Genomic DNA, 17,597 nt, shown 5'->3' on the forward strand with positions numbered 1-17,597 from the left:
GGTACTCCTTTTTCTATGCTCAAAAAAACCAGATATAACAAGGGTTTTGAATTATGAAATTGTCTCTAAATTGCAACAATAATCTGATCTGATTCGGCTAACTGCGGGAAATCCTGCAAAATGTGCAACAATCCCCGCCTTTACTCCTGAGTCAGCCAGGAATCCTGCATTATGTGCAACATTGGATGCATCTCGACTCTGGGTTCCTTCTACATCTGCTATATCTGCTCTAGCAAAAAAGCTGACAGACTATTTCACATCACAGATGAGAATAGCCAGTCAGCTTCAGCTTGTATCTAAGCGGAGAATATTATTCTTTCCATCCTATCACTTCATGCTAATCGCAATTCTGCCCTCCTGCGGCAGCCAGTCGACCTTGGCGCCAAGCTGTTCGCTGATGAAGCGCAGCGGCAGGTAGGCGGAACCGTTAACGACAAACGGCTTATTGGCCAGAGTTACACTTTTACCATTAACGGTTGTCGCTCCGGTCACGGTGTTGATCACAATGGTTAGCGGGGAGGCATCAGCAGCGGTGCCGGTGATGGTGGCTACTTTATCCGTAGAATATCCGACAGTCGCACCCATCTTGCTGAATAGCGAACGCAGCGGAATGAAGTTCTGTTCACCCCGGGTAATGACACCGTTCGTGAAGGCAACAGATTCGCCGTTCAAGGTAACAGAGATTGGCTTCTGCATCGGGACAGGCTCCTTATAGCTGAACTCATAAGTGCCGTAGCCGAGCTCGGCATTCTTGTTCACGCCCCAGCCCCAGAGGGTGCCATCGTTCTTCTGCATGATGATGTGTCTTCTGGCGCCCTTCATCGACTGGACATCGGACAGGAGCAAGGTGAACTTGGCATTCGGCGACATAAGTTCTGCAGCAATCGAAGCGGCATAGACCTTGCCGTCTGAGGTCAGTGCCACAATAGATTGTTCAACGATGTAGGCATCGGTCACCTTGCTGATCCCCGAGAAGACAATCGGAACGGGTTCATCCTGATACGTGGTTCCATCCGAATATCCGGTAACGGTGGAGCCCCAGAACCAGAGACGGGATTGCCCGTCAATCGCTAGCCGGCTGCGCCCGTTGTTGTAGAGAGACTTAATATCCTTCAGGCCGGCAAAAGGAACAGCCTTCACCTGGGCAGGGTCACTCTGGGTCTCCGGCTCATATTCATTCTGGACCGGCCAGGTCCAGACGCTGCCATCCTTGCGGAGGGCATAATTCTGTTCCAGCTGAACAACATCCTTCAGATTGGCGATTGGTTTAGTAGTAGCCAGCTCATCTATGCTCGTCCACACCGTCCCGTCTGTCTTCAGGAACAGGTAACGCTCCCAGCTGTTATACTTGTTGTTGTTTAGCTTGTTACTCTCGTAATATTGAGAGATAGATGCAACTTGATCCAGTCCCGGCACCTGGGTAAAAGGAGGGGCAGTTCTTTGCTCAGATGAGACGACAGAAGAATAGACACTGCCTGTGGCGGTGAAGGCCAGATAACGGGGATACATCCCTTGGACTCCGGCGACATTCTTCATGTCTTCGGGAGACAGGATTTCGCTGCCCTTAGCGTCAGTCTCCCATTTCGAGACGCTGCCATCCTTGGTCACTGCCAGTCCGCCGTTCCACAGCGGGAAGGCGGATTCCACATCGTGTAATCCCTGTACCTGCGTAGGTACGGACTTCTGCTCTCCCCAGACCCAGAGAGAGCCATCATCCTTAATCAGATAATCGGGTCCATACGAAGAGATACCGGAAGCCGCGGCACTGGCAGCAGAGCTGGTAGCCGGTGTCGAAACGCTTAGGATTGCGGTCAGACTCAGGGTAACGCTCATCAGTACATTTCTTTTTTTCATTATGTGATCCTCTACTTTCCCTATCATTAGTAGTTTCCATATAATTGCACCTTCACTATAGACGCTGCTTGAACGCAAAAAGTTTCTTTGAAAATTAACCGTTGCTGGCGGCGCTCCTGTGGTACAATGATTTAGTCTGTTTTTTGGAATTGTCCGTATTTGAGGAGGAAATTAGCGTTAATGAAACATGCACCCTTTATAGCCGTGGAAGGCCCGATCGGGGCCGGCAAAACCACTCTCGCCACCATGCTCGCCAGCGAACTAAAGCTTCCGGTCATCAAAGAAATTGTCGAAGAGAATCCGTTCCTGGACAAGTTCTATCAGAATATGGACGACTGGAGCTTCCAGCTGGAAATGTTCTTCCTCTGCAACCGGTTCAAGCAGCTTGAAGACACGACGGTGCAGTACATAGATCAAGGAAAGCCCGTCATCTCGGACTATCATATCTATAAGAATCTGATCTTCGGGGAACGGACGCTGAAGGGATCGAAACGGGACAAATACCGGGAGATCTATCATATTCTGACTGACGATTTCCCCAAGCCGAACATTATTCTGTATATCCGGGCGGACCTGGATACGCTGCTGGCCCGGATTGCCAAGCGTGCACGTACATTTGAAGAGGTCATCGCGCCCGCGTACCTGCAGCAGTTAATTGAAGATTATGACGAAGCCATGGCCTCACTGGCCCGCCGCGAACCGTCTACGATTATTGTCACTATCGACGGCAATCAGGTGGATTTCGTGGAGAACCCGCAGGATTTCGCTGCTATTGCGCAACAAGTAAAGGAGCTTATGCAATGAACAGTTACAATATCCCTGGCAATGCGATTATCACGGTGGCCGGAACCGTAGGTGTCGGCAAGTCGACGCTGACCGCAGCACTGGCGGAGCGACTGGGCTTCCAGACCTCGCTGGAGCAGGTGGACCATAACCCTTATCTGGAGAAGTTCTATCATGACTTCGAGCGCTGGAGCTTCCACCTGCAGATCTACTTCCTCGCGGAACGCTTCAAGGAGCAGAAGAAGATGTTCGAGCTGGGCGGCGGATTCGTACAGGACCGCTCGATTTATGAAGACACTGGTATTTTCGCAAAAATGCACGCCGACCAAGGTACCATGTCTCCGACAGATTACGCAACCTACACCAGCCTCTATGAGGCGATGGTGATGACGCCATACTTCCCGCACCCGGATGTGCTGATCTATATTGAAGGCAGCCTGCCTTCCATCCTGACCCGGATTCAAGAGCGCGGACGCGAGATGGAGATTCAGACCGATGTCTCCTACTGGGAGCATATGCACGGGCGCTATTCCCAGTGGATCAACGAATTCAGCGCCTGCCCGGTGCTGCGGCTGAACATTGATGAGTACGATGTGAAGGACCCGGCTTCGGTGTCTGCGATCCTGGAGCAGGTAGGGCGGACGATCGGGCAGCGGGCGGCACAGGCATAACACGGACATAAAGTGTGTATTTACAAAAAAAGAGCGTTTCACAGCCGATAGCGACTGTGGAGCGCTCTTTTGCGTTAGGACGAACGTTTAGTTCAATGGATCTACATAAACATGAGCTTTCCACAGGAAAATTATGCTATCTATTGGTCTGTATAATAATTCGCATTTGCACCTTAATTTGGGTAATAGGGCCTGTTTCAAATCGTCTTCTATTGGATTAATTAAAAACAGAAGGAAATATTACCAATTGAAGAAAGCTAAATCAAATCAAGCTAATACATAATGAACACGGTCAGAATGACTGGAACCGCAAGAAAAGGAGCGAAGGGCACGGAACCGGGAATCTTGTGCCCCGCTGTCCGCTTGAGCAGCAATGCCAGAGCACATAACAGACAAGCCGCACCGAACAGTGCCACATTCAGGAGTCCTCCCAGCCATACCCCTAGCGCAGAGATCAGCTTAATATCTCCCGCTCCAACTGATCCGGAGTACCTGCGCAGAAGAAGAAGGGGGGCGCCGGGGAGAAGCAAACCGCTCAGGGAATTCAATAGAGAACCGTACAGGATCATATGAAGAATACCCGCACCCAGAATTAAGGCTGCCAGGAGGTTGGGAATTCTTCGCTGACGGATATCACTGAGACTGCATAAGAGCAGGAGAAGCAGCAGGCTGGATAACAATAGGAGTTTCATATAGAGACACCGCCTCGTGTGTGCTGTGTTGGGTTTTGTGCTATGCACGATTAGTCATTTTGTGGGGAATTTTCTCATGAGGTGTCGTCCTATGTCAAGACTGAAAGCCTGTGCGGCATTCAAGCAAATTTCACTATGAAAGAGGATTGAGGATGAGGGTACTTATACTCGCAGGTACGGCTCACGGGTACATCACTGCCCATATCGCTGATCCGTGGACAACAATGAATGACGGAGGACTGAGGGTCCGGGAGACCGGAGATTACTTCCGGAATCTTACGGTTCCCGGACTGGAAGCTATTGTGATTACAGACCAAGGGCTGCCGGACGGGCTGGCTGCTGACAAGGAGTCTGTTCATACTCTGTTAGAGCATCTATCCCAGACCCGGGAAGACACTCCGGTAATTATATTAACGAGAGATCCGGGTCAGAGAGAAGCTTGGTCATCGCTTGCAAGACAATATCCGCAGCTTAATGTTCATGAATATCATACACCCCGGCTGCCGGTTTCGTTGCTGATACAAGCTCTGGCGCAGCTGACAGGTCGTCACAGGAATAAGGGGAGAGGTTCAAGCAGCCAGAACCATGATATACGTTCCGCGCAAGCCGGCGGGAATGAACCGGGTGAGCAGAAGGGCAGGAAGCGTTCTTTTCTGGACAGGTTCCGTTCCAAAGGCAAGGATGCAGAAGCGGTCCAGTCCACGGATCCGCTCTCCCGGGAGCTGGCGAACATCAGCCGGGGGATGAGCCGGATCGTGGCGGTGACCGGACACCGGGGCAGCGGGCTGACGAGCACGGCGGTCAATCTGGCGGCAGAAGCTGCCAGGCGCGGACTGAACACGATCCTTGTAGATATGGACGCTGAATACAGAGGGCTTAACCTCTATTTCAGCGGCTTCGATGAACAGGCGCGCAAGGATGAGCATCTGGGGAGCTCCCTGATCCGGATGCTGGCGAAGCCGCAGGAATACAGGAATAATGCTTTTCCTGTCCAAGAGAATCTATGGATCACTACACTCAGCTACGGGTTCCAGGACCAGCGGGCCATCCAGCAATTCTATACCAGCGGGAAGCTGGCCGGATTGTTATCAGCACTGCGGAATAACTTCAACCTTGTGGTGCTCGATCTCCCGCTGGATGCGATGCGTCAGATGGAGAGTGCGCTGATTCATATGGATACCTTCGCGCTGTGTGTGCCTAATAACCTGTATTCAGTATTAAGCACTCTGCGGAATATTGAATTAGTGTTTACAAAGGATTCTGCCGCCTATCTGAATGCCAAGACCAAAGTGGTTGTCACCCGCTATAATCACAGTTCCCGCTTCCACGGTGACCTGTTTACCCCGGAGAAGGTCGCAGAGTTGCTCGGCTCGGGGCTAAGTGACAGCTTCCGGTTCGAACCGGCCCTGGCCGGATACGTGCCTGCCAGTCCTGATTTTGACCAGCAGATCGAAAGTGATATCCCGATTGTGAACAGCGGGCCGGAGTTCGAGCGGGCGTTCGGCACCATACTTCTTAGATTGATGGAGGGTTCGGGGTAGATGGATATCAGAGGTGTAAAAAATGTGGCTCCCAACCGCAACCTGCTTAAACGAATGGGTGCAGTGCTGTTCAGTCTGACCGTCATTGTCGTCTCATACATAGTCATTACCAATGCCAGCCAGGATGCCCGGGATACGGTAGAGGTGCTGCGGCTCACACAGAAGGGAGGGCTGCCCGCCTTTACGGTGCTGACAGACAAGCAAGTGGAGACCTATAACATTATCCGCACAGAGTATACATCCGATATGGTGCTGGCGGACAAGCTCCCTGACGTACTGGGCAAGTTCACCAAGTATTATATTCGTGACAACAGTGTGCTGTATGAGGATCAGCTGCTGGATGAGAAGCCGGTCAAGAATGAATGGCTGTATAAGCTGGATGAGAAGCAGGAGGTCCTCACCCTGCCCTACAATTTCCTTGAGGCCGGCGGAGACATTCTGATGCCCGGAGACCGCGTCCGTATCCGTGTATCTTACAATGTGGAAGAAGCAGCAGCTTCTGGTGCAGGAGGCAATCCAAATGCCGTATTCAACTCTTCACAGTCCTCCGTCACGAAGACCGAGATTCTGTTCGACAGTATTGTCATCAAGGACATGCTCAATGCCAACAGCCATTCGATCTATGAGGTATACAAGGAAGTGCTGAAGCTGAGCGAGGACAAGCGGCAGGAGGTCATGCGCAGCGACGATTTCCTGAAGAGCATTCAGCCGAAGGCTCTGCTGCTGGAAGGCTCAGGTGAGGAGATTAATAAGTATGCCAAATACAAAAGCCTGGACAGCAAAAGCTTTCTGATTACGATGCTCAGCAGAAGCGGCAGTACGGTCATTATGGATGAGCTGCCCACACTGCAAAATGAGGTGGAGTCATGGATCGAAAAGAAGTAAAAAAACTGGAGAGCATCTTCCGCAAGATTTCCTCCAAGGAGCTGGTCGGAGCCGAGTTCCGGGACAGCCCGTTAATCTATAGTGTGATTGGCTTCCTGCCGGCCTGTGAAGGGACAGATCAGGCCATGCTGATCGGCAATTTAGGCTATTTGCTGGCACAACAAGGCTTCAACACCTGTATCGTGGATTTTAAAGTGTTCAATCCGAACCTCTACTATCTGTTTGGTGTTGATCCTCCCGCCAGAGGGAAAGGGCTCATCCGGGTGCTGAAAAGCGACAAAGCGGATATACGCGAGGATATTGCTTCCACCTCTGAGGAGAGCCTGTATCTGCTCTCCCCTAGTCCATACGATCTGCTGGAGGAATATTTTGAATTTGATTTCACGCATATTGAGCGCGTATTAGCCACACTCAAGGGAATGTTCGATATTGTCCTGCTGGATATTCCGTATAATCCGCCACTCGAATTCTGCACGGGGGCCATGAAGCATTGCCATATCGGATATTTCACAGCAGCCGAGCGGATCGAGGCTCCGGGCAATATGACCAAGCTGCTGGACTTCGCTGCCTCTATCGGCATCAGCACAGCCAAGTTCACCAGTGTCATTATGATGAACCTGCATGAGATCGGGCTGGATTATAAGGTGTTCAAGCAGATGGGCTTTCAGATCGCAGCAGCGCTGCCCTTCGTGAAGGCCGCAGCAGCGTACACCCAAGACGGCAAGCTCTACGTGAAAGATCATCCGCTGCAAAATAAGGCATTCATCAAGGAAATGAACCGTTTGCGGGATTCCATTATTAATCAGTAAAGGAGGCCTCAGCCTTGCTAACCCGGGCAAAAGTAAGTGAAATGCAGCAGAAGTTCTCGCACCACAGCACGCAAGAGGAAGATATGGATGCACTCAAAAATAAATACACCACGATCAGCTTCGAGGAAGCACTGGAATTATGCCAGAAATACATTAGCAAGGCGGCAACGAATGCCTTCCGCCGGGAGAGAGACCCGGTCCGCAAACGGGAAATGACCCAGGGCTATATTATGGAGTTCGTCGATAGCCAGAAGCCCAGCGTGGAGGGATATAACGGCTTGCAGTCCCTCAAAAATGCGCTGATAAATGAAATCACACACTACGGTCCGATCACCGAGGCTATGGAGGACCCGCAAATTGATGAGATTCGGGCCAACGGGCCGGAGCAGATCTTCGTGGAGAGCGGAGGCAAAACGCTGCGCTGGGAACAGCATTTCACGGACCGCGAGCATATGGAGCGCATTATCTCGAAGTTAATCGGAGTGTCCAAGATGCGCTTAACACCGAAGGTTCCGATGGTAAATGCCCGGACGGTGGAAGGGTACCGGGTGAATGCCACCCATGCGGAAATCTCGCCTTATGAGCTGCCGGCTTTTGTAATCCGTAAATTCAGCAAAAAAAGTCTCACTCCGGCCATGATGATTCGTGAACAGAGCTTCTCTGTCAATATGTTCCGGCTGCTCTCCCTGATTCCCAAAGCAGATCAGTCATGGATTACTGTAGGGCCAACCGGCAGCGGTAAAACGACGCTGAATGAAGTGCTGGTGAAGCAGATTCATCCGCTCTCGCGGATCATCACGATTGAGAATCCGTCCGAGATGCGGCTGCACCGCCGGGATGGCGGTGAATTCGGCCCCGTCATCAATGATGTGCTGCAGTACGAATCCGTGCCTGAAGAGGATGATGCCAGTCCTGCTACAATGGAGAATCTGCTGATTAATGCGATGCGGCAGTCTCCCCATTGGATCGGGCCGGGCGAGCTGCGGACCCCGGGTGAATTCGCCACTGCACTGCGGGCGGCACAGACCGGGCATTTCTTCTTCACCACGCTCCATGCCGAAGGGGATGAGGAGGCGATCTACCGCTTCCTGACTGCCTATCTGATGGTGTCCAATGAACCGGCTGAGCTTGCCTTGCGCAACATTTGCAGTGCCGTCCGGTTCGTAATCTACCAGGAGAAGCTGGCGGACGGGACCCGCAAGGTCACGTCGATCTCAGAGATTCTGGGATCAGAAGGCTTGAAGCCGCTGATTAATCCGATTTACAAGTTCATCTACGATGATGTGGTGGAAGAGGCGGGCGGCACAAGGGTGGTCCAAATCATCGGGCGGCACAAGCGGGTGGGCAAGCTCTCGCTGCGCGCCCAGGAGTCTATGATCAAGGCCGGCATTAAGCGCAGCCGGTTTGAATTCCTCACCCGGGAGCCCCTTGAGGACGAAACGGAGGGTTATGCATTCGATGAATGTGAACTTACTCATTAGTCTGCTGCTCGGTGCTGCGGCCTTCGTGCTGTTCAATACGGTCTTCCAGGTCCGCTTCTTCGAGGGCTCGCTTCACCGCTTCTTAGATATGCTGGACACGGTGGCCGACCATCTTGGTAAATACAATACCAAGCGTTACGTCGCCCGGATTAAGCGGGAGCGTATCGTCAAGCGGAAGGAGAACCCGATCGCGAAATACAACCGGCTGGTGGAAGGGCTGATTCTGGATTTCAACCTTCCGGTTACCCTGGAGAGCTTCACCTCGCTGCTCTGCATTTCTTTTGCGCTGGTCGCCGTAGTCATTGTGTTCTTCATGAACAGCGTTACCTTGTCGGTAGTTGTAACGATCTCCATCTTTGTCGGGCTGATGACCTGGTTCGTGATGCAGTCTAAGATTATTCGTGCCCAGGATATCGAAGATATTATGGACGCAGAGGATCTGATCTGTCCGCTGGCCCGGGACGGCGTGCTGGTCGCGATCAAGAAGGTGATGGAGAGTGACGAATACATCAGCCCTAACATCCGGGTCTATCTCCGGCAGTTCATTGATAACTGCGAGAACAACGGATACAGCTTCAGGCAGGCCATCACCCTGCTGAACCGCCAGCTCGGTCCTAAGTTCGATGATTTTACGAAGAAGGCGATTGTGTTTGAGTATAACGAACGCAAGGGAATGGCCGACATTTTCCTGGATATTGTCGATGAGAATGCGGTGCTGAGGGAGATCAATGCGCGTAAGGAGACGATTTTCCGTAAAATGAACCGCGATTTCCTGCTCAAAACCGTCATCGTATTGCTGTTCTTCATCTACGCCCTGTCCATTGACGGATTTCGCGGGTTCATGCTGTACACGCAGGCCGGGAAGCTGATTAACACCATGATGATCTGTGTGATCTGTCTGAGCTTTGCCCGCACCCAGGCGCTCCAGGGCAACCTTGGGGGAGGAAGTGACCGTAAATGATCTTTATCGCCAAGGTGTGTGCCTTAACCTCCATTCTGTATCTGATTAAGCTGTTTCTCCTGCCCATGCTGAAGCCGGTCAGCGGACGAAAGAAGAAACGGGCACGCCGGTTCATGAACGAACGCAAAAGCGCGCAGCTAAAGCAGAGAGTAACGCTGTACAAAAAGAGCTTTGCCCTGAAATATATGACAGGCTTGGTGGGCACAGCCGACCGCATCCGCTTCCGCAAGATGATCGACCGGCTGGAGCTGGCGGTCCGGCCAGAGGAAATTAGATTGAACCAATTGCTCTATGCCTCGGGTGGAATTCTTCTGACCATTGTGCTGGGCAGTGCCAACCGGCTGCTCGGCTGTGTGACCGCCATCTTCATTCTGCTGGGCTGGATCTATCCGGTTAAGAGTCTGGAAGAAACGATCGAGAAGAAGAACCGCAATATCTCGCTTGATTTTCCTGCTTTTTACAGCATGGTCTATTACCAGTACTCCAAATCGATCAATATCTATCTGGCGGATGTGATCCGCGATTACCTGCCCCATGCGGGCCAGGATATGGCTGAAGAGCTGGGTGTGATGCTGGACAATATTGAATACGGTGAGGAATATGCGCTGAAGCAGCTTAAGAAACGGGTGCCTATGCGTTATGTAATCAAGTTCTGCGACATTATGGAGACCCGCCTTAGAGGGTATGACAATGTCTCCCAGATGGTGTACCTCAAGAATGAGGTCAATCAATTCCGGGTGGAAGCGCTGGAGAAGGAGCTGCTGCGGCGTGAGCGCAGCAATGCACGAATCCAATGGGTGCTCATTATCATCTTGTTCGTGTACATTGCTATTTATTATCTGTTCCTGGTCAAGGGTTCACTGGAAATGTTTCAATAAATTTCACATTCGGAGGTTGAACAATATGGAGAAGAATTCGCAGAACGCGGCTAAGCCTAAGAAGAGTCAAGAGAGCTTTTGGACAGAGGAACGCGGGGATATCGGGGTGAAGCAGATTGCACTTACCGTAGCGGCAATCGTCATTATAGGTGCGGCAATCGCTATTGTGAACCGGAATTTAGGAGACTGGATCAGTGATGTTTGGGATATGTTCATGGAACAGATTAAGAAATTCACACAGTAAGCTGAAGGAGGTACACCGGCAATGCGGGGAGTCGCAAAATCCTTTCTGATCGCGATTGTGGTGGCAGCCAGCATTATGGTGTTCACCAATCTGGTGTTCTTCTTCCCATGGTACATGACTCTGGTCATCGAGACCTTCAACCTGTCACAGGTCGCTGCCGGAGATAACTACATCAAGCAATCCTATTATGATGATGCGCTGAAGCGCCTGAAGGAACGCCCGATCTACAGGGAGCACCCGGATCAGATCGAGATTGAAGCCGTCAATGAAGATAACGGCAGGGCCGTCGGCAACGATGACGAGACGGTCTATGCCAATGCTACCGAGCTGGAGAAGCCCTACCGCCAGCGGGGCGAGCCCGTGACGGTCACAGTACGCGCAGTTTATCCGCTGAGCGTCAGGCTATGGGGGGAAGAGCTCCGCACGGAGATTCCCGTGTCTTTTTCGCTAACCTCAGTCGGTCTGAAGCACTATAAGGATCTGGAGTATTATTTCGATTAACTCACTGAGCTGAGAAGCGGGGACTGAAGGACTTGAGAACATTCGCGGTGTCCATTCTGATCGCTGTGATGCTGTCCATCCTGATTGCACCGCTCACGGAAGTGTTCAATATTTCACGCGAGCAGATTGTGCTTAGTACGGCGCTTAATAACGCGCTGCGTTCTGCCAAGGACCGGAGCCTGGTCTATGAGAAGCTGCGGGGCCTGGACGCGGAGGTGGATGAAGAACGTTTCGCGGAGTATTTCGCTGAAGCGTTCGGTGCAGCGATGAAAGCCGGACTGACCAGTAATGAGGGCGGGCAGCTAACCTTCACAGGGGAGCAGCAGGCGATACAGGTAACCTTTGAATTTAGACATGAGACTGAGGGCTGGAATGAGCGGGAAACCACAGAAGTGCATGTCCGGGCAGAAGTCCCTTATGTATTCAAGACCCGTTATTTACGGCTGGCCCGTGAAGCCGGGCAGGATGTGGATTTCGTCATGACCGGCGAGCGGATGACCGTACTCTCTGTGAAGAATTAAGGACCTTAGGAGACGATGCTGATGGAATATGTGATGGTCACATTGAAGGCAGGAACGGTGGAGGCTGATCTGAAGCTGCCCGCGGAGATCCCGGTAGCTGAACTGCTGGAGATGCTGGAGGAGCCGCTGGAGCTGAAGCAGCCGCAGAGAGGCAGGCTGCAGGCAGAGCCGCTGGGCCGTATTCTGGAGAGCGCCCGTTCACTTGAGGAAGAGGGTGTCAGCCACGGTGCGCTGCTGACGCTGATAGGAGAGGAATGACAGCATGAATGATAATATTGCAGGCGGCGGACTTCTGCTACAGACTCCGGGTGCGTTCTACATTACGGATCTCTGCGGGACGCTGGAACCGGAACCGGGCACTTACCTGTTGAACCGGGACGAAGGAGGGGCCGAAAGGCTGCCCGGAATCCTCTGGTTCATGAATGAAGCGGGCGGTATGCTGTTCGCCAGTGATCAGAGCCGTGGCAGTGTCCTGGTTAGAGTGGATACGGGGACGCAGGAGCTGAAAGTGGTGCTGCAAGAGGCTTGCCGCGAGCTCAGGCTCCGTGCAGGCTGGCTGTATTACATTAATGAAAAGGATGAAAGATTGTACCGCTGCCTGCCGGATGGACGCAAGCCCGAACGCCTTACAGACAGTGCTGTACAGTGCTATACGATCTTGGGAGAACAGCTCTATTATGCTTGCGCACAAGGGATTTACAGTTACCCGATGGATGGTAACCGCTCCACCCGGCTGATTGAGGGGGGCGCTGCTTATCTGCAAACTTGCGGAGCGCGGCTTCTGTATGCGGATCTGACGAACGGACATGTCTTGACGCTGCTTGATCCGCTGTCTGGTGAGCGTGAAGCCTACCCGGACCTGATTCCGCTCAGCATGGTCAGCGAAGGGGGGTTCATCTACTGCTGCAATGCGGGCAATGATGGCTCGATTTATAGACTCGATCTGAAGTCGGGTGAGAGCCTGCGCATCTACGGGGAACGTGCAGACCGCATACATAAGGTAGACGGGCAACTGTTTTTCAATCATCAAGAGTCTTGGTACACGATGCCAATGTCAGGCGGACAGGCGGTCCGCTTTCAGGCAGACAGATATAGATAAGGGGGATGACGATGACCAAAGCTTACGAATTCAGCCGCCAGCCGAGATTTTTGCCGGATATGCCCGGCGGTGAACTGGAAATTCCGAATCCTCCACATGCCTATGCCAAACCGGAGATTGCCTGGATGGCCCTGCTGGTGCCGCCAGCCGTAATGCTTGTAATTACAGTGCTGCTGGCACTGACAGCCCAGTCTATGTATATGATGCTCTCCATTGCCATGACGGTAACCACGCTTCTGTTCTCATTCACAGGTGCAGCGTCACAGATCCGTAAGTATAACCGGCAGAAGAAGGAGCGGGAGCAGAAGTATCTGCAATATATTGCCGATGTCCGGGCCGAGCTGTCACTGGCCCGGACCCAGCAGAGCAAGGCGCTGCACGAGATGAACCCGGAGCCTGAGGCTTGTCTGCACAGGCTTCAGCAGCATGACAGCAAGCTGTGGGAACGGACGCCGGTGCACCAGGACTTCCTCTCCTTGCGGCTGGGAGTAGGCAGTGTGCCGTCCGCCCTGCGTGTCGTATACAACAAGCAGGCCGTCGTGCTGGAGAATGACCCGCTGCTGATGGAGCCGCACCGGCTGGCGCTGGAGTTCGCCAAGGTTCCTGATGCACCGGTTACGGTTAACCTGATGGAAGCTGAAATCTGCGGCCTCGCGGGGGATACAGAGCGAACCCGGCAGCTGCTGCAGCAGATGGTCCTGCAACTGGTGACCCATCATGGATACGATGATGTGAAGCTCGTGCTGCTGGTGCCGGAAGAACGTGTTCAGGATTGGAGCTGGCTGAAGCATCTGCCCCATGTGTGGAATGAAGATTTCACCACCCGTTATCTGCTCTGCGGCCGGCCTATGGCTCATCCTGTGCTGGGTGAATTGCAGGAGATTCTGAGAGAGCGGGAGCTGCGCACGGTTCCCGGCAGCCTGCATCCGCATTATGTCTTTATCATTGAAGATCCTGCGCTGCTGGAGAGTGAACCCATCTACAATTATCTGTATAACGGGAATGCAAGGCTGGGCGTATCCGCGATGTTCATTGCAGCCAATAAGGCCTATCTGCCGATGAACAGCCGCGTAGTGATCCATATGAACAACAAAAGTGCTGAGCTTGCGGACAAAATAACGGGAGTCAAGCTGACCTTCTTGCCTGATCAGGTGAATACGAGGTCACTCGCACAATCGGCCCGTAAGCTGGCTCCTCTGCGTCTGCGGTCCACGGGTGCAGCGTTTGCTCTTCCTGCCTCGGTCACTCTCCTGGATATGCTTGGGGTTCGTACGACAGAGGAATTGAATTTCCCGGCCATTTGGAGCCGTAATAAGACGTTCAGGGGAATGAGTGTCCCGATAGGCGTCCGCGCCGGCGGAACCGCCTTCCGCCTGGATCTGCATGAGAGCGGACATGGCCCCCATGGTCTGGTAGCCGGGACAACAGGCTCAGGCAAAAGCGAGCTGCTGCAGAGCCTGATTATTTCACTGGCGATCCACTATCATCCGCATGACCTGATTTTTGTCCTGATTGACTACAAAGGCGGCGGGATGGCCGACGTATTCCAAGGACTTCCTCATCTGGTGGGGACGATTACCAACCTGGGCGGAAATGAGACGAACCGGGCGCTGCTCTCCATCAAAAGCGAGCTGCTGCGCCGCCAGCGGCTGTTCGCTGAACAAGGGGTCAACAATATCGACCGCTACCAGAAGCTGTATCATAACGGAGGCCTGGAACGCGGCATGACTCCGATCCCGCATCTGATCATGATTGCGGATGAATTCGCGGAGCTGAAGCAGGATCAGCCCGACTTCATGAAGGAGCTGGTCAGTGCCGCGAGAGTAGGCCGAAGCCTGGGAGTGCATCTGATCCTGGCTACGCAGAAGCCGGCCGGGATTGTGGATGATCAGATCTGGAGCAATGCCAAATTCAAGATCTGCCTGAAGGTCCAGGATGAAGCGGACAGCAAGGATGTCATTAAGCGTCCGGATGCGGCCATGATCAAGGAGCCGGGGCGTGCGTTCATTCAGGTAGGCAATGACGAGATTTTTGAAATGTTCCAGTCCGCCTACTCTGGAGCGATGTATGATCCCGGCAACGAACAACGTCATCATCTCCGGCACAAACGCATTTACCGGCTGCAGCTCAACGGCAAGCAAGAGCAGATCTATCCGCTGGATGAAGAGAAGCTGCCTGAGATGGAGGTGCCAAGCCAGCTGGAGAGCGTGGTAGGGGGGCTGGCGGCTTCTGCCGAGAGAGCAGACATTCGCCCGCTCCCCGGACCCTGGCATCCTCCGCTGCCTGATACGGTACATTTAGAGGAATTGTACAAGGCCGGCGGGGGCTGGAATGAAACCGGCGGCTGGCCGCCAGTCAAGGAGACGCTGAGTATCCCTGTTGGACTGGTAGATGATCCGCGCGGGCAAAGGCAGGAAGCGTTGCTGCTTGATTTGGCCGGGGAAGGCAATCTCTTCATTTACGGTGCGCCGGGCACGGGCAAAACGGTGTTGCTGAGAACCTTATGCTTGTCAGCGGCGTACCGGTATTCACCGGAAGACGTACATCTATACTTGATGGATTGCGGAGGCTCTTCGTTCAAATCGCTTGAAGCGCTGCCTCATTGCGGAGGCGTGATGACGCTGGAGCAGGAGAAGACGATTCTCCAGTTTACGAAGTTCCTGTTCCGCACCATGAATGAACGCAAGCGGATTTTTGAAGACAGCGGGGCGGACGGCTTTGCCGATTACCGGTCAAGGATCGGCAAGCTGGCGTCTGTGGTGCTTGTGATTGACAATTATTTCGCCTTATCGGAGACCTATGAGGAACTGGATGAGCAGATGGTGGTGCTGGCGCGGGAAGGAACCAAATATGGAATCTATATGGTGGTTACGGCTACCAATGCATCGCTTGTGCGCTATAAATTCGCCATCAATTTCAAGAATGCCATCAGCCTGCAGATGACGGAGAAAAGCGAATATGAAATGATTGTCGGCCGCACGGAAGGCCTGGAACCATCACGCGCGGCCGGCCGGGGGCTTGTGCGCGGTAAGCCTCCGCTGGAGTTCCAGACAGCATTGCCGTTCCTGCCGGAGCAGAAGCATGGAGGAGTAGAGCAGTGGGTCCTTCACCTGCGTAAACAGGCAGACGCCGGTCGGTTAGCGGAGGCACCGCGGATTCCGGTAATGCCGGCTTCCATTGACATCAGTAAGCTGAATGAGGCTTGTGCCCTGCCGGAAGGGCGGCTGGCGATTGGACTTGCAGATGGCGACCTTCAGCCTGCCGTTCTGGATCTGGACACAACACCTATCGTAATGGTAGCCGGAGATCCTATGTCCGGTAAAAGCACATTGCTGGTATCCTGGATCGCACAGCTGCTGAAACTGTCCGGGAAGACCGCCATCTATGCGCTTGATTCAGGAAGCATGGGCATCTACAGCGCGCTGGGGCAGCCCGGTGTAACGGATCTGGCAGCCATAGATGATATGTATGCCTTCGTTGAAGAAATCAAGAATGAGCTGGACGGCAGACGCCGCTCCCTGCTTGCGGTCAAGAGCAGCGGCGGAGCAGCCGCAGAGCTGCTGGCCTCATGGCCGCGTATCGTCTTCGTCATTGACCGGCTTACGGAGTTCACGAATGGTGATCTCTATGCCTTGAAAGAATTGCTGGAACGAATAGTGAAGCAGGAACGGACGCTTAAGGTTGCCGTTATTGCCGGAGATAACACCTCCGAGCTGGCCGTGAACTGGGACGGACTCGGGAAGGCGATCCGCGAGGAACAATGCGGACTTCAGCTGGGCAGCCTCAAGGACCAGAACCTGTTCAACGCCCGGCTGCCTTACGGTGAGAAGGAGAAGGAGCTGGAGCCGGGAGACGGCTATCTGATTCTGAAGAATAAATACTCGGGTATCCGCACGGCTACTTAGCGCCTGTGTATCATCCGCGATGAAGGAGGTGGGCTTGTTGTCTACACCGCAAGAAATCCGCCGGCAGTCAGGACATGTAAGCAGCGCGGCGGAGGATATCCGCCGGGAGCAGAGCAAGAATGACAGCAGTACCAGCCAGAGCAGCAGCTGGTGGAAGGGCGGAGCCGGGGATACCTACCGCAGCGAGTATCAGGAGATTACCCGGGATGTGACCCGGCTGCTTGGACAGATGCGCGAGCTGCAGAATCAGCTGCAGGCCCTGGCGGGCGCTGTCCAGCGGGCAGATGATGAACGCAGAGCGAAGGCGAAGGCGGAAGAAGAAGCCCGCCGTGCGCTGGCCGCAGCCGCTGCGAGGAAGAAGTAGCGGCTCATAGATTCCACGAAGGGAGGTGAACCCAATGGTGAAACAGGTATTCAGCCCAGAACAGGCCAGAAGTGTAGCCAGTTCCATTAAGGCTAAAGGCCAAAGCGCTAAAGATATCATCAATAAGCTGGATAGTGAGATCAAAGCGGCTGAAGCATGGTGGCAAGGTGAATCCTCTAAGGCCTTCATTGAGGAATTCAATCAGTTGAAGCCGTCGCTCGACAAGCTGGTCGAGTGTGTGAATGGCATCAGTATGCAATTGAACAAGGTAGCAGAGATCAAGGAACAGAGCGATCGCGATATTGCCAGCCAGCTTCGCAGATAGAAGCAGGCGGAATATAGGTATAGGCGGCCGGAAGCATAGGCTTCCGGCGCGGCTATGCTTGTCGTACATAACTTCAGCATACC

General features: G+C 53.3%; 18 protein-coding genes. 16 read left to right on the forward strand and 2 right to left on the reverse strand.

Annotation, left to right across the window (positions count from 1 at the left end):
- Positions 1–327: 327 nt before the first annotated feature.
- Entirely contained in the window at positions 328–1,854 is a 1,527-nt protein-coding gene (locus K1558_RS28330; protein WP_238655334.1) for a stalk domain-containing protein, read from the reverse strand.
- 180 nt (positions 1,855–2,034) lie between these two features.
- Between K1558_RS28330 and K1558_RS28335 the strand changes: the two genes are divergently transcribed.
- Positions 2,035–2,658 (forward strand): deoxynucleoside kinase, encoded by a 624-nt coding sequence (locus tag K1558_RS28335; protein WP_238655335.1) that lies wholly within the window; start codon positions 2,035–2,037, stop codon positions 2,656–2,658.
- Positions 2,655–3,308: a deoxynucleoside kinase gene (locus K1558_RS28340; protein WP_238655336.1), complete on the forward strand. Its 654-nt coding sequence runs from the start codon at positions 2,655–2,657 to the stop codon at positions 3,306–3,308. Before K1558_RS28335 ends, K1558_RS28340 begins: the two co-directional genes overlap by 4 nt.
- A 272-nt stretch (positions 3,309–3,580) precedes the next feature.
- Here K1558_RS28340 and K1558_RS28345 read toward each other — a convergent pair whose 3' ends face one another.
- Positions 3,581–4,000, reverse strand: coding sequence for a prepilin peptidase (locus K1558_RS28345; protein WP_238655337.1), 420 nt, complete (start codon positions 3,998–4,000; stop codon positions 3,581–3,583).
- A 152-nt stretch (positions 4,001–4,152) separates the two neighbouring features.
- Here K1558_RS28345 and K1558_RS28350 point away from each other — a divergent pair, with 152 nt between their 5' ends.
- Genes K1558_RS28350 through K1558_RS28415 form a run of 14 tightly spaced genes read left to right on the forward strand, consistent with a single transcriptional unit; the run spans position 4,153 to position 17,514 of the window.
- Positions 4,153–5,541 (forward strand): CpaE/TadZ family protein, encoded by a 1,389-nt coding sequence (locus K1558_RS28350; RefSeq protein WP_238655338.1) that lies wholly within the window; start codon positions 4,153–4,155, stop codon positions 5,539–5,541.
- Complete coding sequence (locus tag K1558_RS28355) at positions 5,542–6,426, forward strand: CpaB family protein (protein ID WP_238655339.1); 885 nt, start codon at positions 5,542–5,544, stop codon at positions 6,424–6,426.
- A complete protein-coding gene (locus K1558_RS28360; protein WP_238655340.1) occupies positions 6,408–7,235 on the forward strand; it encodes a P-loop NTPase family protein in 828 nt (275 codons plus the stop codon). The genes K1558_RS28355 and K1558_RS28360 overlap by 19 nt, the downstream gene beginning before the upstream one ends.
- Positions 7,236–7,249: 14 nt before the next feature.
- Positions 7,250–8,716, forward strand: coding sequence for an ATPase, T2SS/T4P/T4SS family (locus K1558_RS28365; RefSeq protein WP_238655341.1), 1,467 nt, complete (start codon positions 7,250–7,252; stop codon positions 8,714–8,716).
- The gene (locus K1558_RS28370) at positions 8,694–9,677 is read left to right on the forward strand and encodes a hypothetical protein (protein WP_238655342.1); all 984 of its coding nucleotides are present in this window, start codon (positions 8,694–8,696) and stop codon (positions 9,675–9,677) included. The genes K1558_RS28365 and K1558_RS28370 overlap by 23 nt, the downstream gene beginning before the upstream one ends.
- Complete coding sequence (locus tag K1558_RS28375; protein ID WP_238655343.1) at positions 9,674–10,555, forward strand: hypothetical protein; 882 nt, start codon at positions 9,674–9,676, stop codon at positions 10,553–10,555. The genes K1558_RS28370 and K1558_RS28375 overlap by 4 nt, the downstream gene beginning before the upstream one ends.
- A gap of 25 nt (positions 10,556–10,580) precedes the next feature.
- A complete protein-coding gene (locus K1558_RS28380) occupies positions 10,581–10,799 on the forward strand; it encodes a hypothetical protein (protein WP_238655344.1) in 219 nt (72 codons plus the stop codon).
- Between the two features lie 21 nt (positions 10,800–10,820).
- Positions 10,821–11,300 (forward strand): hypothetical protein, encoded by a 480-nt coding sequence (locus tag K1558_RS28385; RefSeq protein ID WP_238655345.1) that lies wholly within the window; start codon positions 10,821–10,823, stop codon positions 11,298–11,300.
- A gap of 32 nt (positions 11,301–11,332) precedes the next feature.
- Positions 11,333–11,821, forward strand: a complete 489-nt coding sequence (locus tag K1558_RS28390; RefSeq protein WP_238655346.1) for a hypothetical protein — start codon at positions 11,333–11,335, stop codon at positions 11,819–11,821.
- A gap of 21 nt (positions 11,822–11,842) precedes the next feature.
- Positions 11,843–12,079 (forward strand): EsaB/YukD family protein, encoded by a 237-nt coding sequence (locus K1558_RS28395; RefSeq protein WP_238655347.1) that lies wholly within the window; start codon positions 11,843–11,845, stop codon positions 12,077–12,079.
- A gap of 4 nt (positions 12,080–12,083) precedes the next feature.
- Positions 12,084–12,920, forward strand: coding sequence for a DUF5050 domain-containing protein (locus tag K1558_RS28400; RefSeq protein WP_238655348.1), 837 nt, complete (start codon positions 12,084–12,086; stop codon positions 12,918–12,920).
- A gap of 11 nt (positions 12,921–12,931) precedes the next feature.
- The gene (gene essC, locus K1558_RS28405) at positions 12,932–16,825 is read left to right on the forward strand and encodes a type VII secretion protein EssC (RefSeq protein ID WP_238655349.1); all 3,894 of its coding nucleotides are present in this window, start codon (positions 12,932–12,934) and stop codon (positions 16,823–16,825) included.
- Between the two features lie 37 nt (positions 16,826–16,862).
- Positions 16,863–17,189, forward strand: a complete 327-nt coding sequence (locus tag K1558_RS28410; RefSeq protein ID WP_238655350.1) for a WXG100 family type VII secretion target — start codon at positions 16,863–16,865, stop codon at positions 17,187–17,189.
- 34 nt (positions 17,190–17,223) lie between these two features.
- On the forward strand, positions 17,224–17,514 hold the full coding sequence (locus tag K1558_RS28415) for a WXG100 family type VII secretion target (protein ID WP_036702412.1): 291 nt from the start codon (positions 17,224–17,226) through the stop codon (positions 17,512–17,514).
- Positions 17,515–17,597 lie beyond the last annotated feature (83 nt).

Source organism: Paenibacillus piscarius (genome assembly GCF_022234545.1).
GTDB classification, from domain to species: Bacteria; Bacillota; Bacilli; order Paenibacillales; family Paenibacillaceae; genus Paenibacillus_AQ; species Paenibacillus_AQ piscarius.